This is a genomic window from Pedobacter africanus (assembly GCF_900176535.1).
GTDB classification, from domain to species: domain Bacteria; phylum Bacteroidota; class Bacteroidia; order Sphingobacteriales; family Sphingobacteriaceae; genus Pedobacter; species Pedobacter africanus.
In genome coordinates, this window is sequence record NZ_FWXT01000002.1 from 446,036 (window position 1) to 469,576 (window position 23,541).

A 23,541-nucleotide genomic window follows, 5' to 3' on the forward strand; every position below is an offset into this window, starting at 1 on the left:
CCGGGAATGGATTCAAAGTAATCTGCAAATGATGAAGCGAGAAAAAATGAATAATAATGGGATATGGACACAGTGACTGTAATCATTGAAACGCCCAAGGGCAGCGGCCAGAAGTATGACTACGATCCGCAGACGGGAAAGATGAAGCTGAAAAAGGTGATGCCGCTGGGTTTGGTATTTCCTTTTGATTTCGGCTTCATTCCGGGAACAGTTGGGGGTGATGGTGATCCGCTGGATGTGCTGGTAGTATCTGAGGTTTCGGCTTTTTCGGGTTGTGTGATGGATTGCAGGATAATTGGTGCATTTAAGGTTGTCCAAGAGGAACGTAATGGTGAGCGGATGCGAAACGATAGGCTGATCGCTATTCCTGAAGTGTCCCAGCGTTACGCGGAGGTGACTGCTTTAAGAAATCTTAACAAAGGTATTGTAGAACAGGCAATAGCTTTCTTTACCAGTTACAATGCGCAGGCCGGTAAGAAATTTAGTGTGCTGGAAAAGTTAAGTGCGAGCAAAGCTTTCCAACTCATTGAAAAAAGTCGGAAGGATTTACCCATGGACCGGCTGGTGGAAATTTTCCTGCCTTTGCGGGATGGCAGTGGCCAGGTATTCCCTAAACAACTGTATGATGGGATTCGTGAGGAGCTGACGACCAAGTTTGGAGGCTTAACTGAATATTCCAGGCAGCCGGCTAAGGGTTTCTGGAAACCTGATGAGGGCACAGCTGAGCAGGATGAACTGTTGGTGTTTGAAGTGATGTGTGTTGAAATAGATGCTGAATTCTGGGATAAGCTGAAGCTGAGACTGCTCAAAATGTTTAAACAGGAATCGCTCATCATCAGGTCTTCTAAAGTCGAACTCCGGTAAAGTTGTCGTGCATTTGGCTTTAGGATTTAGCGTTAATAACAGTCGGGTTTGGGTTTTGTTTAATAAAATATTAAGATATTTTTCATGAAACAATCTGTACTTCAGTATGTTGATATTACGCTAACTAAAAGGTCGATATTATTTTAAAAGTAACCAGCACAGCGATATGCGGTTCTGACCTGCATATTTTAAGCGGTGCAGTTCCGCAGACTGGTAGCGGACAGCCGTAAATTTTTGTTTAAAACTAAATGTATATATCATGAAAATTATAGATGAAGAAATGCCGGATGATCAGGATCAATCGGCGGATGAACAGGATGAGCAGGTCACGGAGGACATGGCTAAGAAAGAAATTACACCGTCAACCCCGGTAAGTCCCCGGGATGGTTTAGACAATACAGGAACGCAAGGGTATGATTCCCTGACTGATGATGCGTTTACAGGTTCTTCAAAGAAACCTGTGGAAAATCCTGGAGATGACCAGAGTCATACGGGTAGTTCTTCTGAAGATTTTAAGGATAAGGAGGATTAGGGATGGGGAATATAGCAGAAGATTGGGAACCTTTCGAAATTCAGGTGACTATTGAGGGCGAGGTTAAACCCTTACTGGTTATCCCCGACAGGGAAGAACCAAAATATGCCATTTTTGATCAGCATACCTCCCTTGGCACGGTTTGGCAGGAGTCTGGAAAACAGGGAAAGATCTGGTGTGGTGAGGGAGTGGCTGTCCAAGCATTAATAGTGCAGCTTGGCGAGCAACTGGAAGATTATTTGAACAATAAACCTGTATAAAGCTGAATAAAATATGGCTATTGATTCAACGCTGAGCAAATGCGAAAAAGCTGTGGTCAAGTTGAAAGATAATTCAGCCCAGCAAACTTTGATGCTCAGAAGGATTGCTGCGTTTCGTATTTCGGCTGAATTGATACAAAAAGAACTCTTGATAGCTTAATTTTAGATTAAATGTTTTAAACTTTTCCACCCATGCTCAATGTTCGTCATTAGCAAAGCATTGTCAAAAAACACGGATCCCCTAGGAAAGATAGCTTCATTTTCAAAAAAGCTGGATTTTACTTTTAAAACTTCAAGCGGCCGAACTTCCCATTGCAAATATTAAGGAATTGCTGTAAGTTATAGCATATAATTGACAGGATATTTTCTTATTCACGTAGCACTTACGTGCTGAACAAGAAAGAATTTTCAAACGGTAGCCAGGCATCATAGCTTATATTCGTCTTTATCATTCTTACTGATTTATTTACCAGAAATTTCCAAACCTATGTGTGTATATAAGAATCAGTGTAACGGTATCAAAAATGGCGTGCGAAAGAATGGGTACCCAAAGGTTATCAGCATATTTTTTATAGAGTAAACCCCAATACAAACCTCCCAAACCAGCGGCAATAACGCCGAAAATATCTTGTTGCCAATGGTACAGGCCAAACAGTATACTCGTAACAATTATACTCCATAACAGCCCGTGCCTGGTAAACCTTTTACGCAGCAGTGATTGAATGTATCCACGAAAAACAATTTCCTCATAGAAGCCACCAATTAGCCAGGCAGCAATAATGATCATCATAAGTTTTGACGCATTGCCTCTTATAAAATTATATTCAGTATAATCAGGGACAGTAAACAAGTGCTTTATTACCGGGATATAAATAAGCTGCATAAAACCAACCCATACTAAAGCTGAAAGTACTCCTATAAAAACCGCTTTGCCAGTTAAACCATTTTTGGAGAGTCCGATAGCACCGAACGTTTTTCCATCCTTACGTAAAAGGAACCATATTGCCAGCAGGCAGATAACTGCATACGAGTAAAATGGCAAGGGAACGAAATGGGGAAATAAAATGAGAAATGCTATTGTTACAACATCTCTAAGGACACACAGTGCTTTATTCTTCATTTGCCAGTTCAGTATTTTGATCAAATTGATTTTCGATGTTCTAAATGTATTCACTAAGATAACTGTTCTCAAATATTTGATGCTACTGCGGGGATAACTTACCAAGCTGAAAGTTGGCAAAAAGGGAGTTTCGGCAAAATGGTTCTTCCCCATTTTTATAGAAATACACGCTGTGAACTTTAAACGACAAAGCCACTTCGTAGAAAGTGGCTTTGCTAATCATATTTGCTACAATGAGTATTATCTTACTATTAACTAATCGACAATCTTAATACCAAATCTACCACCCCAGGGGTCGCCGACAGTTAACGCAGTCCACTTGTCCATTTCAACATTCTTTGATCCACTGCCGGTCCATTGCATGCCGCCCATAATTTTCATCTGCTCTTGTTTACTCAAAGTAGTTACGCCCATTTCTTCTAACTTTCCGAATTTGTTTTCTTTGTTTTTCATAGTTGTAAAGTTTTTTATCAGTTCATTTCAAATGAAAAAGACAATTTTAATGCCAAATAGCTTAATAGGTTACTCTGGTACAATTGCTATTTGAGTTATTTCTTCTTTACCTATGGTGGGATTAAGGAAGAAGAATAATTGAGTTAATAGCGGCAACAATCTATGAAGGTTGTTGCCGCTTTACCTGAGCCAGTGCCTTGAGCCCCATAATTTGGAAATCAAAACTTATCCAGGTGAGGCTTAAGCCTATTATATTCCTTCCTGGCGTGTTTCTTATCAATCTCAATAATTACCACGCCATTTGCCGCCCTGGAACCATATATAGCAGTTGCTTTAGCGTCTTTTTGTATGTTTATAGATTTTATGGTGTTTGGGTTAACGATACTGCCTATCACCTTGCCATCCATAGTGTAACGTGTCTTTTTCTTGAAAACAAGAACATACAATGGCCCCTGGGGTGGAGGTGTTGCATAACATACGATCTTTGTAGGAGCAGCTGTTTGAGAGAAGGCTGTACTTCCACAAAATAAAAGTGCAAATAAAAAAACGGCAGTTACATAGAATTTCGTCATGCTTTTATTTTAATGATGCTGCCGTCAACGGGATTCCATAAATAAATACATAAAATGTATGACCAACCTGCCACTTCGTAGAAAGTGGCTTTGCTAATATCTGAAGATACTCTTTAAAGGTAGAAGTTTAGTACCAAAAGCAGCAGGTTGTTGAAATTGCTTATTAGTCAGCTAATTTGATTGACTTTTAAAAGAATTCTTAAAGCTAGCTTTAAGAATGTTAGCATAAAGGCTAATTTTTCAATTCACTTAAACCCTTTACTTATGAAAAAGTTATTGTTTGTTTTGTTCCTGTCTTTTGCCTGTACAACTATTTATGCGCAGGTCACATCTTATTCAACGGATATCTACGCTGATGGCAACTCTTACGGATTTTCTGTTGTTCCGGTTTCTGGCGCCGTTTCGTATGAATGGCATGTACAAGGCTCAGGCGGCTCCAACATTTATTATGTCTCTGGAGCAGACCACCTGATAGATGTCATTTTTTTCGCTCCGGGTTATTATGATGTGACTTGCATTGTAACAATGGAAGATGATTCACAGGTTGAGCACTGGTGCGGTGTTGGGGTTAAGGAAGAAGAATAACTGAGTTAACAGCGGCAACAATCTATAGATGTTGTTGCCGCTTTGCCCCACTATTTTATCTATTTGAAACAAAAACCTATTGAAATTTATCTCAGGCCGAAATGGTACAAATTGTTGGAGGGAGCGCTTTTTAGCGCCTTATTTTGGCTTGCTACTTAAGTGTTGTTAATACACCTGTGTGGTTTTTAACCTAAACTTATATAAGTTTACATAAAAAAATTAGTAAATTTATATAAGGGATCTTGCTGCTCAGAGAGATACTAAGTTAAAAAGGAATGGCCACCTGATGATCATTGTCAATTCAAAAATGCTTGAATAATATCCCATGCCTATTTTCAGGATATGAAGGTGCTTTTAGCCCATACTTTAGCAAAATCATGCTGTAAAGAAAATTTTATACATATTATTTTTTTCATATTGTTCTTTACAATAAAAATTATAACTTAGGGTAAATCAAACTATTGTAAATTCTCTGCTGGTTTAGTGTGGACGCTTATTTAATACTAAAACTAAAAGCTATGAAAAAAACATTACTCCGTTTAAGGTCTGGCATCTGCTACCTGGTTCTGTTAACTTTTGGCATGCACATGTTTGCCTGCAAAAAAAATATTACGAAAGAGGAGGCCAATACCGTGATCAGTACTTATTTCACGGCCAAATATAAACGGCTGGTTTCATCAGATCCAGGGGGACAGGATTTTACCGGCATTATGTTAGGCGATAGTGCAGCAAAACGGGTTACCGATAAGGTAGACCTCTTCAGACAGACCGCCGCTGCTCTGGGGCTTACCGCAATTGCGTATAAAAATACTATAGTGATAGATAGCACTGATTTTAAAACCGATACCGCAAAAGTATACGTTAAAGAGCGCTTGAGCATCACCTATCGGCTAAAACCCGGTAAGCAAACGGATACCATCAGCACCATTTACATTAATTTTTATGCCTTTTCGCTGCAGCAGAAATCAGGAAAAACGGTGGTTGTTAATGAAGGGCTCCTTTCCCAGGATCCATTATACATCAGTGCCAAACAGAACGTAAACTATTTGGATACGGTACAAAAGCCCAGTGTAGGCATTCGCTTAAAAAACTACGATGGTAAAGCGGCTGCCAATTATGCCCTAGCCTATTTTAGTTCGCCAAATCCGCAGTATTGCAATTTCGATCAGAAGGGTGGAGACTGTACCAATTTTGCTTCTCAGGCCTTGCTGGCCGGTGGCTGGGAAAAGAATAGTTCCTGGAATGCAGAGGGCGCATCCTGTTGTAAAAATATCTTAGCCTGCAGCATTCAGAATTGCTATACCTGCTCCTGGACTGTAGCCCATGAGTTTTATCTCTATCTACCAAATTCGAACCGTGTTAGTGGCAATACAACGCCAGATAAACTTAATCCTGGCGACATTTTGCAGCAGGATTACAATGCTGACGGGCGTATTGATCATACCATGATAGTAACCAGCAAATTAGGTAACGAGGTTTTTGTAACCTACAGAAGCCTGGGCGACAATACAGCCAGAAAGGACATAAACGTTAAGCAAGTTAAAGGAAGCCTAACCGCCTGGCGCTTGAAGGATAAATATTAAAACCTGCTCTCTATGAAGAAAATGTCCAGGCGAAGTTTCCTTGTTAACACAGGAACATTTGCCGCCATTTATCCAATGCTTGGTCTTATTGAAGGCTGTACACCAGAGCCAGAAGATCTGGCCAACTTAAAGAAAGGTTTACAAATCTCGGATGAAAACGGGATGAACCTAACGCTCTATTTTATCAATCTTGATTTCGATGGCCTTCACCTTGCACCAACTGAACCAGCGGGTTCAGCAAAAGTGCAGGCACCATTTATGATTGTTCAAATTCCACAGCAAAGTTTGCACGAGGAGTTTGTAATCACCCCTAATGATACTACGGCGCCAAACGCCCAGCAAAATGCCAGACTTTCTTCCTATAGTTTTTTAGCTTTTCGGCTTTGGCCCGGAATGGGAAAAAAAGATAAACGTAAAATGCGTTATCAGATCTCAGAACTGCTTGACTGGCGGAACAAGAAGGTATTTAAACTCGTAAGTACTTTTGATGTAAGGGGCGATATGTTGTCTTTCAACAAGCTGCCGGATGTAAAGGGAGTGGTGATTGCCGAAAACAAGCCCGGAACTATTATTGACTTTACCTATTATGAAAATCTGGTTAAGCGGCTCATTCCGGCTTCGGCACAGTTGCTTACCGTTTTTGAGCTGCCTGCAGGTCTTTTACTGGCACCCCATAAACATGCTGAGGATGTGTTTATTGAAGTTTCGATGAATGACTACCAGATATCCAAAAAGGAGTTCGGGTTATTTGTAAACGGACAACAGGTTAAAAGGACAATTCTGGAGCGCAGAAATATACAATTGAAATACAGATTGGAGTCTTCACCAAACTATTTCATTGATATTCCACCGGCACTCAGGGCAATAGGCATCATCAGTGGCGACTCATTTAGTGCCTCAGCAGGTGATAATCCTTGCCAATCCATTAAACTCGACACTCCACCTAAAGGAAACTATCTGCCCTCTTTGCTCGATGAGGCCGAACTTGTGTTTCTAAACCAGGCAAGAAACCGCGAAGAAATTTTTGATATTAAAGTTAAAAGCCCATTCCTTTTAACCAGTTCTGGTGCTTCACTCAAGTTTGCCTATAAAAACTACAATATTTCTGAGGATTATCCGTCGCTTTCTTTAGTAGAATATGAGCATCATTTCCAGGAAGGAAGGGACAATTACATTAAGGTTGCAAGAATTGGCGTAATTGCGCCCAGCGCTCAAAAGGCCCTTCATATCAAAATTGCTGAACGAAAGATCATTAATGGAGTTTCTTTCCTGGATTATAAGGAATTTGTTGAAGTTATTGAACCAGATAAATACTTCCCGGCGGCTGGCTCTGGCAGCAATGCGAACATCAAATACTATACCCCAACAAACCCATCCGCTCAACCTGGCAGTGTATCACCAGGGCCACATTACGATGATCAGATCAACTTCAGTTGCATAGGGGTTAGGCAGCGCCGGACACCGCCTATACTTCCTTTAAATGACGATACCATTAAAAGCTTTTGGGTACACCACAATAAAGCCGCAGGCGAGGTAGACAGACTTATCGTAATGGATTTCGATGTGTACGACCAGAACGGCAAAAAACTGGATAAGGCGGCGCAAAGCGCTATCTTTTTTATGCGTAGGGACCTGTTTTGCGATGAAGCGGCTGTAAAGAACCTGTTAAATAATAACCTGTCAAAGTTTGATGATGGAATACATCTGCGCATCGCTTTTCAGAATCAGGTTATTGCCTATACGCCCGACGATCCTACCATTACAGTAAACGTTAGTGAAAAATCGGTAAACAAAATTAACCAGCTGCAAACCGAATATGCAGATTATTATTTTAACATAGCAAATGTACAGAAACAGGGGAATGTGTTCGACAAAGTTCCTTATGTCATTTACCCGCAAATATCCAGGGCAAAGGTATTTATAGCGCATTTCCAGCAGTATAGCGAAAATCCTGTTCCGGCACTGGTGAAGTACAGTCCGGATTATCTTCAAAATTACTTCAGTGATAAGGGAAATGTGGCCAAAGTTATCCTTAAGCAAACTGAGAACTTTGTAAAGGGGAACATTCTAAATTTTTTTGATGAGGCAAGCTCAACTGTAGAGCAGCAAACACGGCTCAATACTGGCTACAGGGAAATTGAAGAAGTATTTAACAATGCAGGAGACCGGATAGGAGGATTGATTAACCCGGATATTAAAAACAAGATTCTGGCATTTGGAGAACAGGGATTAACCTATGCAGAAGATATTAACCAGCAATGGTCTGGATACACCTCTAAAAGTGTAGATAAAATCATTAAGACGGCTGATCTTTTTAAAGGCGCTTCGGCAGAAATCCTGAATGGGGTAAGCTTAAAAATGATCCTTGAAGAAGTATTGGATACGGGGCTTACCCCGGGTTTTGGTCTGGATAAAATTATTGGCGAGATAGAGAATATTGAGGCTTTTATAGCAGAACTGGGCAATGTCTCGATCATAAAAGACGCGCTCGATTTTGTGAAGAGGGCAGACGAGGAGGTGAAACGTTTTAAAAGGGAAATTGATGCCGGAAAGCAAAAAGTTGAGGAGTATGAACGTATACTTAGCGATTCAAAAAATGAGCTCATTTCAAGAATTCCTGACCTGACAAAAATCAAAAATGCCTGCAAAATTTATTTTGAACAGCAACGACTGGCAGCATTTTCCAGGCTCCCCATAACACCAGATGAGATAGCAGAGTTATACGAGGTAGCGAAAGAAGAGTTTCTAAGGGAGGTATATAATTCAGCACAAGAAATAAGGCTTGCCGCTAATTATATCAATAATTACAGCAATCAGATCTTTACCAGAATAAGCCAATACAGCAGCACGCTCATAGCCGGGTACGAAAAGGAATTAAAAGCCCGTTTGGATGGGCTTACAGCTCCGGTATTGGCAGATATACAAAAAATGTGTAATGATATAGCTACCAGGTCTTTAAAAGATTTATCTGTAGCTGCACTTCCTATATACAGTGAAATTAAAATTGAAGACTATTATCTGGCTGTAAAAGGTGCCGAGGGATTGTATGTACTGATAGAAGAGCATAAGAAGCTATCTGTAAGCTATTTAAAGGGTGAAGCTGTAGCCGCAGAGCTTAAGTTGTATGCAAAAGCAATTGCAGACAAGCAGGAAAAGATAAACAGATCAGTTTACACCAGGATCAAGACTTTGATATCCTGCTATCCTATTTTGGCAGATGGGATTCCGGCAGCTGAAAAAGCAGGGCTGGATCATTTTTTTGTGGCACTCCGAACACTGGAGAAATTTTCGGTAAGCTATTATGTAGAGCGTTATGAGCAGTATAAAAAGGATTTTGAAGATATTCAAAATACCTATACCAAAGAGCTCAAACCAATATTTGACGCTGCAAGATCCTTAGCTGTAAGGGTTCAGCATGAAAGGAAAACCCTGGTAAGAAATTATATTGAAACATTGATTTCCGGCAATCCGGACCTGCAAACACTCAGAAACCAATGGAATGCCATTCAGGCAAAGGAATCCTTGCTTGTTGATGAGTTTGAGCAGATTGTATTTAATGCAAAGGACAGCCTCAGGGTATTTGACGTGTCTAAGCAGCTTACTGCCATTAACGATACAAAAAAACAGCTTAAAGATGCTGTTTCGATGCTGGAAAAATATCTGGATTCTTATAAAAAAGCTTTGCTTGACCAGGGAAAATCTATGCTGGATAATGTAGAGAAGGCATTCCGGACCAAACTGGAGGAATTGAAAGAACGGAGCCAGATTGACGCGGCTATAGCAGAATATGAAAGGGTAAAGCAAATCCTGACAACACCAAAGAAAAAAGAACTTAAGTACAGCTGGGAGACCGGTAAATTTAAAAATGCAAATCTGGGGATTGTGAAATTCAACCCTGAATCTGGCCCTGCAACCAAGCTTAAGGTGGATGTGAGGACCACCATTTTTATAGATCCGTTAAAATTTCCATCGGTTATTGACAGGGTTGAAAGTTATGCAGAAAACTCGCTTACCAATTTCAGCCTTAATTTCCTGAGTGTAATAACTGTGGGCTTTGAGCATGTAAAATTTGTTACCGGATCGGGTATAAAATCTGATGTAAGCGTTAGCATCCGTGATGTGAAGTTTGAAGGTGCAATGTCATTTATTCAGATGCTTGAGGAGTTGCTGGGTGGCCTTGGTGATGGTTTTGCCATTTCTATTCAGCCCAAAAATGTTGGCATTTCCTATCATTCACCTGTATTTGGAATATCAACGCCCGGCTTTATTTTTTCTAATATCTCCATAGGGGTAATGCTTACCGTGTTTTTCGATAAACGGCCTATGGAACTCACCTTTATGCTTGCAAAGCCGGAAAGCAAGGCTACTATTGCAGCCGGAATCCTTGGAGGTGGATTTTATTGCGCCTTAACTGCCGAGCCAAAAAGAGGGTTAAAGTCAATTGAAATGGCAATTGAGATGGGCGCCATCTTTGGAATTGGCTTAGGTCCTATAAAAGGCGAAGTGAGGTTCATGGTCGGCTTGTTCTTTAGAAAAGACGACAGCGGCGTAACTATGGAAGGCTATTTTATTGCCGAAGGTGTGCTTAGTGTGTGGATTATTAGCGTGTCTGCCAGGTTGTATATGTATGTTAGGAGCCAGAACAGCCATGTTACAGGTGGGTGTACGGCAAGTTATTCGGCCAAGCTGGGATTCATCAGAAAAACTTTCAGCGGTTCTTACAGTAAAACAATTGCGGGGGCCGAACGTAAGCAAGACCCTGCAACTGTGAAAGAGTTACTGGATGTTTATCAACTTATCAATGGTAAATCCCTCAAAGATCCGGACGATTCGTTTTATGCCATCATAGAGGAAGATCCTTATGAGCCGATGAGCGACGATGAATGGAACCAGTTTTACTCAACTTTCTTTTAACAATTAACGTATGGCACAACATAAAAAGACACCGGTTTTTAATGCTTTGCTGATTCCAGGCGACCTGGTGAATGGGAAGCAGCAGCTGTCAATTGCCCTTGAACTTAACCAGGCCCACCCTGTGCTGAACAGGACTGAAGGTGATACCGTTACTGAAAATGATATTAATTCCTGGAAGATTGACGTTTTGAGTTTACCCGAACTGGCAAAATCACTTCTTGACCGAGGCACAGGTCATTTACCTCCCTTATCATTAACGAGCCAGAACATTAAAATTTACCCTGTATTAGGACAGCTCAATGAACTGAACTCAGCAAAAGAGTTATGGGCAGATTTTCTGGGTTTTGAAACCAGCGGAGGGAAAACAGAGCCAAGGAAAAAAACAAAGAAAGCAGGACTTTTACCCGATCAAGAGAAAATGTTTATTCCTTCGCTTTCCGCCCAGCCAAAGCTCGCTATCCAGCCACATGTGGTGGTACAGAATGTTATTGGAACACAAGCTGTGAGAACCAATTTAAATACCATTGAACAGGTGATTGAGCACCTGAAGGAGCATCCTATGATCAGGGCTTGTGCAGATACGGCCCTGGATCAGAACATTGCCAAAGGTATTGCCCAGGCATATGAAGCAAATCTGGAGCTAAACAACTCCCGTAATAACGAAATTAATGAGATCGTAGCGCTTTATGAAATTGAGCCGCACAAGGACCTGAGCGCTGCGCAAAAAAAAATGGTGAATAGCGAAGCGTTTCGTACAGTTCAAAAAATTGCTGACAGCTATTTGCGTTCAAAGCTGTTAACCAATGAACCAGGCTATATACAGGAGGCTGTAAACAAACTGAATGCCATCCTTCCGATAAGGAAATATCTGGGAACGATGTTAAATTTTGAATATTCGGCCCCCGTTCCGGCTGCAGTCCTGGAGCTTAAATTAGCGGGACATCAGGATTTTGAGGAACTCATCAATTTTGACTTTGCCACTAAGGTTACCCTTGATCTTAAGCGAAACGCGTTGGTACCCTTAGCAGTAGCCGGATATGACACCTACTACAAGTATTCAATGCCCTTGCTGCAGGGTAAAGCCCGTATCATCAGTTTTGAAGCAGAGGGTGTTCAGCGTAATCTGAAAGAAGCAACACAAAATGTCGCTGCTGATGGCACGCTGAAGCGCATCAGCATTGATGAGCAGGAGTATAAACACTATCAGTTAAATTCCAAAGCAGTTCTCAAGGGAAAATCAAGTGACTTGTTTGCTTACCAGGATTTTCAGATCAGAACAGAACAACTCAATAAGGCCGCGCTGAAACTGCAAAACAGAATTGCCAATATCCAGACCAAGGGGCATGAAGTATTTGTGAATGATGCCGGATGGCTGGCTTACGACCCTAATAAAGGGCTTGCTGATGGTCGGAAGGAACTTTATGAGCATGACCTTACAGGCGGCTTTATTGTATATGTAAGGGTATTGGATGGTGGAAATGTGGTAACTGACTGGACATCAATTAACCGCCTGTATGAGTGGTTCGGTAAAACAGGTAAAGGTAAGGAGCGGTTTGTGGCGACAGATCTGGCTATTAATACAGATGCGCTGATCAATTCGCTTGAAAGTGCTGCCGACGGTACAACAGCGCTAAACGGCGTCAATAATGGTTTTATGTACAACTGGGACGGCACTATATTAAGCACCAGAAATCCCATGAGGCACTATGAAAGAGCATATGAAAAGGAAGCTGAGGGCATAGTAGCAAGGATGCGGGAAAGTGAAGAACAGGAAAAACACATATCTGCCGAACTTCTTGCCCTGGTAAAGGCAACAAAAGGTATTTTAAGACAGGATTGGTTTCCCTTTAACCAGCAGCTGAAACCTGCCAGATATATGCTTAAGCGTAGGTTTATATTTAACAGCGACAAGCTGGGGCCTGCAGCTAAACTGAAGTTTAGCGACAGTAAAGTTTATCAGTACATCATGATGGCACAATACTTTAACGGAAAGAGCCACATGACCCAGCAGGAAATAAGACAGCTTTCGGCCACAGAGAACCTGGACAAGTTTATTGTAGAAGAGAAATTTCAAAGACACGATCATATCCGGCCATTGATTGTATCGTTGGATGAAGATATTTATTTTAAACAGACAAAAAACATTAAACCTGGTTTTTGGGGGGAGAGCAATGTTGATATGGTAATAAGGGATGGGAATATAGCCTCAAACGATGTGTGTGTGCGTTATATTTTGCCGCCACCGATACCAACATTTCAAACCTATCTATGGTATGACTTTACAGGAACAGATAAGTTTTCAAAAAGCAGGTTGCTAAATAAGGACGAAAGGCTGCGCCATTTTCGTAAAAGCCAGTGCGAACTGAAAAGTGAAGATGATTTCGTTAAATCTAAAGGCTGTAAACAGAAATGTGCAGGTTATTGCCATGGAAAAGAGCAGCCGGCAGTGTACGATGACGAACTGTTGTACCTGAGCGACCCGGTTGTGACAGGTTTTATTGTGAAGTTTTTTTACGATGAGGCCTGTTTGATTTCGGCTTCCGATGTTTATGATGATGTGGTTTGTCCATTTGGAAAAGGGGATTACCCGCAATTGAAACCATGGAAAATTGTATTAAAGAGTGGGAAAAGCGAACAAAATAAAATTGAATCATTTGAACATTCACAAGTACTTGAGGTGTCAGTTCCAAAAGGAAGGAAACTATTTGCTGAATGCTATCCTGTTTACAACAGCAAAATGGCATATTTTGCGCCTGCTTTGCTGAATGTGAGCAGCCTTGCCCCACGGGGAAAAGATCCGGAACATACCTTCAATCCGTTATACAGTTCTGCTGTAAGGCTATCATTTACCCACGCTGTTCAGAAACCTTTGTTTGACCCTGTAATACAGCATGTTGAGGTTAGCAGGTATAGAGATGGTTCCAGGAACAGTACGCCCGGAAAGATTACCGCAAAACTCAATCTTAAATTTGAACAGCTGAACATTTGGAATGGTGTGCCTTTACCCGAAACCCAGCCAACAGGTGAACTGGAGCTGTTTATGTTATGGAATGATTATAGCTTACACCAGCAAGGACCTCAGAAAAGTATTGCTGACAAGAAAAAGCCCAAACTACCAGAAGGAGGCTATGTTTACATAGGCAAAATCCGCTTTGAAAAGCCAGTTCATAATGGACAAAGCTACCTGAAGAACCTGAAACCTGCCGAATCTGGGTATGAACATGCAATTAGCAGTTATTTTGGCATGGTAGAATTTGAATCCGGCCCATCATTTGACCTGGTATACCATTCTCCATCGGTTTTCAAGGTACGAAATACCAGCAAGTTTATTTCCTGTTTTGAACCATCGAATGCAGTTTCGGATGAGGGTATACACAAAAATAATTTTTCCAGATGGTCTGCTGAATTCGGTGCAACAGAGGAACAGCATTTTGAGAAGCTCAGGTATGAACAGTTACCTGATCAGCAAATTGCCAGATCAAATTATTTATTCAATAACAGTAAGCCACAGGTGCCTGTGGTTGAGAAGATTGTTTCTTTAATTAAGAGAGACGATTATGAGGATGGCACACAAACGGATTTTTCAGAGCGGATCAGGATTTATTACCATCCGTCGCCAAATGGAAAGGATTTTAGACTGGGCATTTTAATCAATGAGCCCCAGTCGGTTTACCCTAAATATCTGAATGACTACATCAGCAAAGCTGGTAGGGACGCTGTTATGGATAATCCGGATGATGGCCTGGAATTGGTTAATTTTCAATTGGCCAGGAAAAATTTCAATATCGGTACGGGACCATTTGAAAAAGAGTACATGCGCAATTTCAAACCACAGTACGATTCGGACCTGGAGACCATATCTTCAGGATTGATAGGGCTGGTTAGCTATATTCCCTTGTACGACGCCGAACAGGATTTATGGTACATAGACGTAGAACTTAACCTTAACAATACTTCAGGAATGCAGCTGCACAGCCCCTTTGTTCAATTGGGTCTGGTAAATTATCAGCCATTCTCTGCAAATTACGGTCTGCTCCAGGCTACAGCTAATGAAAATGAGCGTTTTGATGAGGATTATAGATTATCTGTCCCCATTAAATCGGACTTTTTCGCCATAAGACCTGATCGGAAGTTTAAGAACCCATTTGTTCTTTTTAAGAAGCCCAAAGTCAATAAATTCTTCATTTCAGGAGCCGTAAGCAGCCTGTATTTTAAGAAAAAGGAATTGAAGTCTGAATTTCTGCTGTGTGTACAGAAAAGTGGTACAGGGGATACATGGGAAGTAGTAAAGTCTGAATTGTCGAATAAAGAGTACCGGTTAAATAACGTACTTGTTAACGAACAAAACACTTTAGTTGAAATGAGGTACCACTTGTTGTTGAAAGATCTTCAACCTGCCATACGTGATTATACAGATAGCATGTTTGAATGTGGTTTTCAGTTAAACTTTGACCGGATTCTTTTTGGGCATCACAGGATCGTTATTTATGAATTGGAGTGCCATAACGATTTGACCCTTCCGGTTGTGCTGGAGAAAACTAAGCTGCATGATCCCCAGAATATCGATGGACTCCGGATAATTAACAATTATATTTTTTACAAGTAAACAAATAAAACCATGAAAACTAAAAATACCTTTTTTTTGATCATTGCAGGGCTTATTTTACTGATTTCCTGCAATCAGCAAAGTAATAACAACAGAGCCAGTTATGTTGTTAATAAAACAACCACTTCCTGTATGTGTAGGGTTCAGCTTGTTGGCGAAGTGCCCAAATATGGAGAAAAACATTTAGGTCCATTTAATACAAAAGAAGAAGCGAGGCGGGCCATGTGTAAAGATATTGATCCGACAATGACAGATCAAAAAAAATGCTGGGAAACCGTTCCTGAGGATGCCTGCAACACTCAGTAAGATAATGATTCCAAAATAAATTATAAGATAATTCACGCACAATATGAAGGAGATCCTTAACAGCATAAAGAAGATAGAACACGGTTTCAAGCACATCATTGAAGCCGGTGATGTTATTTTTGCCGACAAAACAAAATACCATACTGAACTTGCTGAGGAACTACTGATGGATGACAGCTACCAGGTCAGGATGCTGGCGACTTATTTGCTGGGGCTGCTTTCGCCAGAGCATCCTGCCGCACTACAACTGCTGGAAACAAAGGTGGCAACTGATGAAAATTGGCGTGTACAGGAAATGCTGGCGAAAGCATTCGACTATTATTGCAAGACCATCGGCTATGAGAAAGGTTTACCCGACATTAAAAACTGGCTAACGGCCAAACATCCGAATGTAAGAAGGGCGGTGATAGAGGGCTTACGTATTTGGACCAACAGGCCGTATTTCAAAGACCACCCGGATGTAGCGATACAATTGATCAGCACACATAAATCAGATCTCAGCGAGTACCTTCGGAAATCGGTGGGCAATGCGCTGCGAGATATCAGCAGGAAATACGCAGACAAAGTGGCCGAGGAAACTGCAACCTGGGATCTGGCAGATAAAAAAATCGCGTTTACCTATAAACTTGTGAAAGGAAGGTGATAAGAGTAATGATAAATTGATTTTTATTAACAGCCATACTTGCTCGTCTGTTCTTCATAAAAATCCTTCTTTAAGTCTGCATTGACATTAAATTTTGCAGATTTTAATTTTTCTACCATATCAATAATGTTTTGCTGTTTGGCGGGTTTTGAAATACTGAGGACATATTGCTCCACCAGTTCTGAAATACTGACTTTTTTACTTTTCGAATAAGCCTTGATATGAGACAGCAGTGTTTCGTCGATAGTTAAATTTAATCTTGCTTTCATAAAACAAATATGCGTATGTATTTCTATGTATGCGCATAATGGATCGTAATTTCTAAAATATAGAAATCCCTTATTTTTCTTTCTTAGAAAAATCCGTTTACAAGGATATATATTTTGCCAGGACCAAACCCTGAGATTGGTTGAACGAATTGCAAACTTGCGTTATTTCTACGATTAAAGACCAACCTGCGATGATCGCTATGGATTGCTGATCTGGCTAGCTTTTTCTCCTGATTAATCATTAAATTGTGCCCGCTATGATTTTACGCCTTACCATTTTTATACTCTTTATTTGCCCCAGTGCTTTTTCTTATGGACAAAAAGTAGATACGATATTCCTGAATTCAGATTTTGCTTTGGCAGATCGGGAATCAAGTTCTTATTTCAGGATCGTTAAAACTATTGCCAAAGGCAAGCAATATGAGATTGCCGATTATTATAAAACAGGTGAGCCGTATATGATCGGTCTGTATTCTTCACTGAATCCGGAAATCAGGGAAGGGGAGTTCAGCTGGTTTCATAAAAATGGCACAAAAAAACGCTTGCAGCGCTATGCAAAAAATGAATTGCTGTCGGAAACCAATTTCGATGAAAAGGGCACTGAGCAAAAAATGCCCGAAATTAAAGGCGGGCATCCCTTGGCGGCCGATAAGGCGTACGACTTCGTTTCGATAGAAAAACCTCCTGTGTACCCGGGTGGAATAGCGAATTTTTACAAATATTTAAGAAAGAACCTGGTTATACCGGCAAGACTGAGGTATACCTCAGGTACAGTACTCTTGAGTTTTGTAATAGATAAAGATGGGAGTGTAACTGATGTGACCTTAATTGAGGGGGTACATCCACAAATCGACAAAATTGTGCTGAAGGTGATTAGTGCATGCCCAAATTGGGAGCCAGGAATACAGGATGGCAAAAATGTTAGGGTTAAATACAACATTCCTATAGCAATTAATTAAAATGCGGCCGTGCCATGGTACTGGACAGCAGGCTACATCAGTGTAGAGGAAGCTATTCCTGACTGCTTTTTTCGTAGCTTTATGGCAAACTTTTCGATGAAACGGAATTTGCTAATTGAGTTTAATTATTTTTGTCCAGCAGGAAATACGGATGCCGAACTATAGCGAAAAAACTGATAAAGAGCTGATTGTATTATTGAAAGATAATAATCATAATGCTTTTAAGGAAATCTACAACCGCTATAACGGGCTTTTGTTTGCATATGCTTATAAGAGACTACAGGTAGAAGAAGAAGCAAAAGATGTGATACAGGAAGTTTTTATCGGGCTCTGGGAAAATCGCGCTAATTTTATTCTAAAAACTTATCTATCTGGTTTTTTGTACAAATCTGTTCTGAACAAAATATTGAATATATGGAAGCACAAACGTGTAATCCGGCATCATGTACTTAGTTTGTCGTTAGAAGTGGACGTAGACTCGGAAGAAACTGATTTTCTGATTCGGGAAAAAGACATTGCTGCTTTGGTGGAAAAGGAAATAGCTGCTATGCCGCCCAGGATGCGTGAGGTTTATGAGCTGAAGTATAGGCAGTATATGTCTGTAAAACAGATCGCAAATGACCTCAACATATCTGAAAATACAGTGGCTACTCAACTCCAGCGTGCGTCTGCACATTTGAAAAATAAACTGGGTGTTGTAGTTTTTGCAATTTATATGCTACAGAGGTGATTTTAAGCCTTTCTTCATCTTTTTTTTAATATTTAATTTTTCTTGAAAAAAAATTTAAATGCTTGTGGTTGATTCATTGTGCTGAGTTGTCTATGCGGTATAAAATCATAAAATATTAACAACTGACACGCCCCATGGATAAAAGCCAGATTAATGATTTACTGGATAAACTGAACACAGGCAGCTTTAGTCCGGTTGAGGAGCAACAGGCACTTAATTATATTCATAAATTTAATTCAGATGGGCCTACCGGGTTAACGGATGAGCAGTTTTTTAGTGCTGAATTTGAAATGTGGAATGTGATTGACAGGAAATCCAGGCCAAATCACTTCAGGTTATTTAGAAATTTTGCTGCTGCTGCAGTTGCTGTCATTATATGTACAATTGGTCTTTATTACTATACTGGTTCAGAGTCAGAAACAACTCATTTTGTTTCCTATACAAAAGATATTCCTGCAGGTAAAGACGGTGCCACGTTAACGTTAGGAAATGGGAAAAAGATAATGATCTCGGAGGCATCTGCCGGAATCCTGGTTGATGACAAGGATATCTCCATTACCAAAACCAGTAATGGAATGATTGTTTACAAAGTGAAGTCTTCTGAAAATGAAGGTACGGATTATAATATGCTGGAAACGGACAATGGACAACAGAGCAAAATAGTTCTGCCAGATAATTCAGTTGTCTTTTTAAATGCAGCATCTTCATTAAAGTACCCTTCTTCGTTCTCTCATTTAAATGAAAGACAGGTGGAGCTCTCGGGAGAGGCTTACTTCGAAATTTCGAAGGACAAAAAACACCCGTTTATTGTAAAAACCAGGAATCAGGGCATTAAAGTTTTAGGTACTCATTTTAATGTAAACAGTTATACCAATGAGCAGGCAACAAAAACTACTTTGTTAGAAGGTAGTGTGTTGATTGACCGGAAGTACGTGCTTAAACCAGGAGAACTCGCTGTTAATAGCGATGGGAAATTGAATGTTATGCCAGCAGACATAGATTTGGAGCTGGCATGGAAAAATAATGATTTTTATTTCAGGGAAACATCTATGGAGAGTGTGATGAAGCAAATTGCGAGATGGTATAACATCAAGGTCGAATATACAGACCCGCGGCTAAAGTTAGTCTCTATAAATGGCCTTATATCCCGTTCAAAGCCGCTTTCAGTTGTATTGGGAAGACTTGGAGCTGCCGGACAGATGCGTTTTAAAATAAATGAGCGTAATGTTATTGCGATGCCGCAATAAAAATAAATCAACCCGAGAATTATATAAATAAACCTAAACCAAACTAAAATGAGAAGACATTTACGACAGAAAAGTTAAAAAGCAAATTAAGGCCGTTAAAAAAGAGCCGAAAAGTGCTGTCAACACTTTCCGGCGAGTTTGAGCGACCGTCCCGATAAGTCGGGAAAACAAATGATGTAGTCAACAACAAATATCAACTCAAACCAATCAAAAGTATGCAAATATATGCTTTTAACCAAGGTATGTCACGCCTGTGGCTGCCACAAAAATTATTGTTAATTATGAAACTAGTCATAATTATGTTCATCGCTTCCCTAATGCAGGTTTCTGCTACCGGGTTTGCACAGCGGGTATCATTGAACGAAAAGAGCGCCTCACTGGAAGCTGTTTTCAAAAAAATACGAACTCAGACCGGGTACGACTTCGTTTACGATTCAAAATTAATTGATGCTGACAAAAAGGTTAGCCTGAATGTAAGAAATGTTGACCTGGAAAATGCCCTATCCAAGATTCTGGATGGACAAGGACTTGCTTTCGAAATTAAGGATAAGGTCATTGTTTTATCTAAGAAATCACCCTCATTGCTAAATAAAATAATCATCGGAATCACTGCACAGGATATAAGAGGCTTTGTGTTAGATGAGAACAATGTACCCTTACCTGGAGCAACTGTGAGGGTAAAAGGTAGTAACAAAAGTGTTAGTACAAATGAAAACGGCGGATTTATCCTTAAAGATGTTGTTGCTGGGGATGTGTTGCTGATATCTTATATCGGTTATGAAACCCGCGAGATGACACTTACATCAGAGTTGCTAAGCAAAGGTAATATAGGTATCAATTTAAAACTCACTTATTCAAGTTTAGCAGAAGTAAATATAGTAAACACCGGCTATCAAAAAATACAGCAAACTAAAATGACGGGGTCTGTAACTACAGTGGGGAGGGAACAGCTTGAAAAAAGAAATGTTACCAACATTTTGCAAAATCTTGAGGGCTTGGTTCCAGGGCTTGTGCAAACCCGTCTTAGGACAACGATAAGAGGCTTAAGTACCCTAGATAATACCATGCGCGGCATTTTGTATGTTGTTGATGGTTTGCCAATTGAAGGAGGAATTGAGCAAATTAACCCTTATGATGTTGAAAGTGTTAGTGTGCTTAAAGACGCTGCTGCAGCAGCTATCTATGGGGCGCGCGCCTCTAATGGCGTTATTGTAATCACCACCAAACGGGCCAAGGAAATAGGGAAGACAGTGGTAGAAGTAACAGGCAATTTGACGGTAACAGATAAGCCAGATTATAGTTATCAAAATTGGATGAGCCCTGCCCAACAGGTAGACTATGAAAGCGATTATTACAAATGGTGGTTTAACGGCGGGGGCAACGGAGGTCCGGTTGTGGCAAATCCTATTGGAGATTTTGACAGCAGGATTAACTCCTCTAATTTTATTAGCCCAATCGCCTATGCCTATTATCAGCAGAAGAAGGGCCTTATCAGTCAGCCTCAACTTGAAGGAGTGTTGTCTGATCTGAAAAAGAATGATTTCCTGGCCCAGTACAAGGATAATGCAATCCAAAAAGGCATAATTGAACAATATAACGTTGCGTTAAGGACGAATAGTGGAAAAGCGCAGAATAGCTTAATCGTCAATTACACAACTGATAATAATGGGGGTAATAATAATTCAACAGGTGGCGTACCAACCGGAACTAACCTGGCCCTTATTAACTCCTATACCAAAACACTTAATCTGTTCTATAAAGGTAGCTATAGCCTGACTAAGTGGATCGATCTGGATTATGGGGTGAACAGCGTAATTGGCAAAATAAGGACACACAATAGTGAATGGGCGAACAACCCCAGTAATGTGCCAGCCTATTACAAGCTGTTGAATGACGATGGTTCCAGGGCATACTACTATACGAGCCGTTTCAATGGATATAATCCGATCAATAATGAAAACTCTTCGGCATTGGCATCTTTTAAATTCAACCATTTGGATGAACTGGAACGCGATTTCAATGATAATTCAACCATTAATACCCGATACTTTCTGAACATGAACATCAAACCGGTTCAAGGACTAACGATAAACCCAATGTTCCAGGTGGAAGATGGCCGGAACACCTCTTCAACCTACTCGGAATCGGATAGCTATACGATGCGAATCATTCAGAATGCATACACAACCCGGACAGGTACCGCCGGAAACTATACCTATACCAATTTATTACCAAAAGGTGGTAAATTGGCTACCGGAAATTCTGGCAGTACAAATTACACTGCCCGTATGCAGGCAAATTATAACAAAGACTTCGGGAAGCATGAGATTTTAGCGCTGATTGGTAGCGAGTTCCGTCAGACATTGATCAATACCGGGACAAAAGCAATCTTATTGGGTTATGATGATCAGCTTCAGGTAGGGTCCAATCTGGTAAATTATGGAACCTTATACAATATTAATAATGGTGCTCCCTGGGATGCGAACTACGCAACACGTCAGTACCATTTCAACCAGATTTCTTTTGATAACCAGACAACGTCTGCTTTACCAGGGCTGTCCATTGATCCGAGGGAAACGATGCATCGATATGCTTCGGGGTATGCAAATATTACTTATACCTATAATAAAAAATATAATCTATTTGCATCTGCAAGGAAGGATTATGCGGATCTTTTTGGTGGTGATGAAAAATATAGAGGGAGACCTTTATGGTCAGTCGGGGCATCATGGATAGTCTCAAGGGAGCGTTTTATAAAAGACATTGAGGCTATAAACTATCTGAAACTGCGCAGTTCTTATGGTCTTACCGGCAATATCAAGAATGTAACGGCATTTCTTGCTGCAACAACAGGAACTAATTCAATAACCCAATTGCCAAATGCAAGCGTATCTAACCCGCCTAATCCGCAATTACGCTGGGAAAAAACTGCTACAACAAATATTGGGATCGACTTCAGTCTATTTACAGACCGGCTAAGAGGTTCATTGGATTGGTATAGGCGAGTAGGAACAGATTTATTTGCAAGTAAGCGTTTGGATCCGTCTGAAGGTTTTACTTCTATGACCGTTAATAATGCAAGTATGATCAACAAAGGAGTGGAATTGAGCTTAGCCTATGATTGGTTTAGGGCTTCATCACGGAATGATTTCTCATGGTCTACAAATATGACTGGTTCTTTAAATAATAACAAAGTAACCAGCGTTGATGAACTTACTAAAACACCATCTCAAATAGTTCAGAGTAGTTCTTTTAGGGTGGGTTATCCGGTAGCCTCTATATGGGCATATAAATTTGCCGGATTAAACGCAACGGGTGTTCCCCAATGGTATAATGCTACTGGCGCTCCCACTACAGCTACTTTGGGTCCAACTGATGTTGATGCATTAGTCTACATGGGTAATGAGGATCCAAAATATAACCTCTCCCTCAATAATGATCTTTCTTATAAAGGAATTTCCCTGAGTATATTTGCTGTATATCAGGGTGGAAATTATTTTAGGGCCAGACAAGTTCCTACAGCCTTTCCAAGTCCTAGTTATAATCAGACACCTTCCTATTTGCTCAACCGTTGGACACCGACAAATACGAACACCGATATTCCGGGGAGTGGACAGTTTTACCAGGTTCCACTAAATGGCCAATACAATTATTCGGATAATCTTATCCGCAGAGCAGATTTTTTTAAAGTAAGAAATATTGTGCTGGGCTATTTGATACCTCGCGAGCTGGCTGCTAAGGTGAAGGCTTCTAATTTAAGAATGAACCTTCAGGTTAACAACCCAAACATTGTTTGGTACAAACAAAAAGACGTTCGTATAGATGCTGAGACAAGCGGAATGCGAATCCCGACTTCAATTATTTTTGGGCTCAACGCTAATTTTTAAATGATAACGAA

17 protein-coding genes are annotated in these 23,541 nt (G+C 40.5%); 13 read left to right on the forward strand and 4 right to left on the reverse strand.

Features of this window, described 5'->3' with window-relative positions:
* Positions 1-63: 63 nt before the first annotated feature.
* The 3 genes from B9A91_RS16280 to B9A91_RS16290 all read left to right on the forward strand — a co-directional run bounded on the left by B9A91_RS16280 (position 64) and on the right by B9A91_RS16290 (position 1,656).
* Positions 64-864 carry an inorganic diphosphatase gene (locus B9A91_RS16280; protein ID WP_084240065.1) on the forward strand — a complete coding sequence of 267 codons (801 nt, stop codon included), beginning with the start codon at positions 64-66 and terminating at the stop codon, positions 862-864.
* Between the two features lie 259 nt (positions 865-1,123).
* A complete protein-coding gene (locus B9A91_RS16285; RefSeq protein WP_084240066.1) occupies positions 1,124-1,396 on the forward strand; it encodes a hypothetical protein in 273 nt (90 codons plus the stop codon).
* 2 nt (positions 1,397-1,398) lie between these two features.
* Positions 1,399-1,656 carry a hypothetical protein gene (locus tag B9A91_RS16290; RefSeq protein ID WP_084240067.1) on the forward strand — a complete coding sequence of 86 codons (258 nt, stop codon included), beginning with the start codon at positions 1,399-1,401 and terminating at the stop codon, positions 1,654-1,656.
* A 466-nt stretch (positions 1,657-2,122) separates the two neighbouring features.
* On the opposite strand, the gene B9A91_RS16295 is transcribed toward B9A91_RS16290, so the two are convergent.
* The 3 genes from B9A91_RS16295 to B9A91_RS16305 form a co-directional block, all read right to left on the reverse strand.
* Positions 2,123-2,776 carry a type II CAAX endopeptidase family protein gene (locus B9A91_RS16295; RefSeq protein ID WP_159451726.1) on the reverse strand — a complete coding sequence of 218 codons (654 nt, stop codon included), beginning with the start codon at positions 2,774-2,776 and terminating at the stop codon, positions 2,123-2,125.
* Between the two features lie 255 nt (positions 2,777-3,031).
* Positions 3,032-3,229 (reverse strand): hypothetical protein, encoded by a 198-nt coding sequence (locus tag B9A91_RS16300; protein WP_084240069.1) that lies wholly within the window; start codon positions 3,227-3,229, stop codon positions 3,032-3,034.
* Positions 3,230-3,447: 218 nt separating this feature from the next.
* Positions 3,448-3,801 carry a TonB-dependent receptor plug domain-containing protein gene (locus B9A91_RS16305; protein ID WP_084240070.1) on the reverse strand — a complete coding sequence of 118 codons (354 nt, stop codon included), beginning with the start codon at positions 3,799-3,801 and terminating at the stop codon, positions 3,448-3,450.
* A gap of 264 nt (positions 3,802-4,065) precedes the next feature.
* Between B9A91_RS16305 and B9A91_RS16310 the strand changes: the two genes are divergently transcribed.
* The 6 genes from B9A91_RS16310 to B9A91_RS16335 all read left to right on the forward strand — a co-directional run bounded on the left by B9A91_RS16310 (position 4,066) and on the right by B9A91_RS16335 (position 16,438).
* Positions 4,066-4,386 carry a hypothetical protein gene (locus B9A91_RS16310; RefSeq protein WP_084240071.1) on the forward strand — a complete coding sequence of 107 codons (321 nt, stop codon included), beginning with the start codon at positions 4,066-4,068 and terminating at the stop codon, positions 4,384-4,386.
* Between the two features lie 518 nt (positions 4,387-4,904).
* The gene (locus B9A91_RS16315; protein ID WP_084240072.1) at positions 4,905-5,969 is read left to right on the forward strand and encodes an amidase domain-containing protein; all 1,065 of its coding nucleotides are present in this window, start codon (positions 4,905-4,907) and stop codon (positions 5,967-5,969) included.
* A gap of 12 nt (positions 5,970-5,981) precedes the next feature.
* A complete protein-coding gene (locus B9A91_RS16320) occupies positions 5,982-10,883 on the forward strand; it encodes an AAA family ATPase (protein ID WP_144008967.1) in 4,902 nt (1,633 codons plus the stop codon).
* Positions 10,884-10,893: 10 nt separating this feature from the next.
* Entirely contained in the window at positions 10,894-15,489 is a 4,596-nt protein-coding gene (locus tag B9A91_RS16325) for a hypothetical protein (RefSeq protein ID WP_084240074.1), read from the forward strand.
* A gap of 12 nt (positions 15,490-15,501) precedes the next feature.
* Complete coding sequence (locus B9A91_RS16330) at positions 15,502-15,795, forward strand: hypothetical protein (RefSeq protein WP_084240075.1); 294 nt, start codon at positions 15,502-15,504, stop codon at positions 15,793-15,795.
* 43 nt (positions 15,796-15,838) lie between these two features.
* The gene (locus B9A91_RS16335; protein WP_084240076.1) at positions 15,839-16,438 is read left to right on the forward strand and encodes a DNA alkylation repair protein; all 600 of its coding nucleotides are present in this window, start codon (positions 15,839-15,841) and stop codon (positions 16,436-16,438) included.
* A 26-nt stretch (positions 16,439-16,464) separates the two neighbouring features.
* Here the strand turns inward: B9A91_RS16335 and B9A91_RS16340 are convergent, their stop codons facing one another.
* On the reverse strand, positions 16,465-16,707 hold the full coding sequence (locus tag B9A91_RS16340; protein ID WP_084240077.1) for a DUF6364 family protein: 243 nt from the start codon (positions 16,705-16,707) through the stop codon (positions 16,465-16,467).
* Positions 16,708-16,964: 257 nt separating this feature from the next.
* On the opposite strand from B9A91_RS16340, the gene B9A91_RS16345 reads away from it, so the two are divergent.
* The 4 genes from B9A91_RS16345 to B9A91_RS16360 all read left to right on the forward strand — a co-directional run bounded on the left by B9A91_RS16345 (position 16,965) and on the right by B9A91_RS16360 (position 23,530).
* Positions 16,965-17,666, forward strand: coding sequence for an energy transducer TonB (locus tag B9A91_RS16345; protein WP_084240078.1), 702 nt, complete (start codon positions 16,965-16,967; stop codon positions 17,664-17,666).
* A 151-nt stretch (positions 17,667-17,817) separates the two neighbouring features.
* The gene (locus B9A91_RS16350; RefSeq protein WP_084240079.1) at positions 17,818-18,396 is read left to right on the forward strand and encodes an RNA polymerase sigma factor; all 579 of its coding nucleotides are present in this window, start codon (positions 17,818-17,820) and stop codon (positions 18,394-18,396) included.
* Positions 18,397-18,530: 134 nt separating this feature from the next.
* A complete protein-coding gene (locus B9A91_RS16355) occupies positions 18,531-19,643 on the forward strand; it encodes a FecR family protein (RefSeq protein WP_084240080.1) in 1,113 nt (370 codons plus the stop codon).
* Positions 19,644-19,924: 281 nt separating this feature from the next.
* Entirely contained in the window at positions 19,925-23,530 is a 3,606-nt protein-coding gene (locus B9A91_RS16360; protein ID WP_159451727.1) for a SusC/RagA family TonB-linked outer membrane protein, read from the forward strand.
* Positions 23,531-23,541 lie beyond the last annotated feature (11 nt).

Coding starts and splice junctions, on each gene's coding strand:
- B9A91_RS16280 (WP_084240065.1), top strand. CDS start 64: ATGGACACAGTGACTGTAATCATTGAAACGCCCAAGGGCAGCGGCCAG.
- B9A91_RS16285 (WP_084240066.1), top strand. CDS start 1,124: ATGAAAATTATAGATGAAGAAATGCCGGATGATCAGGATCAATCGGCG.
- B9A91_RS16290 (WP_084240067.1), top strand. CDS start 1,399: ATGGGGAATATAGCAGAAGATTGGGAACCTTTCGAAATTCAGGTGACT.
- B9A91_RS16295 (WP_159451726.1), bottom strand. CDS start 2,776: ATGAAGAATAAAGCACTGTGTGTCCTTAGAGATGTTGTAACAATAGCA.
- B9A91_RS16300 (WP_084240069.1), bottom strand. CDS start 3,229: ATGAAAAACAAAGAAAACAAATTCGGAAAGTTAGAAGAAATGGGCGTA.
- B9A91_RS16305 (WP_084240070.1), bottom strand. CDS start 3,801: ATGACGAAATTCTATGTAACTGCCGTTTTTTTATTTGCACTTTTATTT.
- B9A91_RS16310 (WP_084240071.1), top strand. CDS start 4,066: ATGAAAAAGTTATTGTTTGTTTTGTTCCTGTCTTTTGCCTGTACAACT.
- B9A91_RS16315 (WP_084240072.1), top strand. CDS start 4,905: ATGAAAAAAACATTACTCCGTTTAAGGTCTGGCATCTGCTACCTGGTT.
- B9A91_RS16320 (WP_144008967.1), top strand. CDS start 5,982: ATGAAGAAAATGTCCAGGCGAAGTTTCCTTGTTAACACAGGAACATTT.
- B9A91_RS16325 (WP_084240074.1), top strand. CDS start 10,894: ATGGCACAACATAAAAAGACACCGGTTTTTAATGCTTTGCTGATTCCA.
- B9A91_RS16330 (WP_084240075.1), top strand. CDS start 15,502: ATGAAAACTAAAAATACCTTTTTTTTGATCATTGCAGGGCTTATTTTA.
- B9A91_RS16335 (WP_084240076.1), top strand. CDS start 15,839: ATGAAGGAGATCCTTAACAGCATAAAGAAGATAGAACACGGTTTCAAG.
- B9A91_RS16340 (WP_084240077.1), bottom strand. CDS start 16,707: ATGAAAGCAAGATTAAATTTAACTATCGACGAAACACTGCTGTCTCAT.
- B9A91_RS16345 (WP_084240078.1), top strand. CDS start 16,965: ATGATTTTACGCCTTACCATTTTTATACTCTTTATTTGCCCCAGTGCT.
- B9A91_RS16350 (WP_084240079.1), top strand. CDS start 17,818: ATGCCGAACTATAGCGAAAAAACTGATAAAGAGCTGATTGTATTATTG.
- B9A91_RS16355 (WP_084240080.1), top strand. CDS start 18,531: ATGGATAAAAGCCAGATTAATGATTTACTGGATAAACTGAACACAGGC.
- B9A91_RS16360 (WP_159451727.1), top strand. CDS start 19,925: ATGAAACTAGTCATAATTATGTTCATCGCTTCCCTAATGCAGGTTTCT.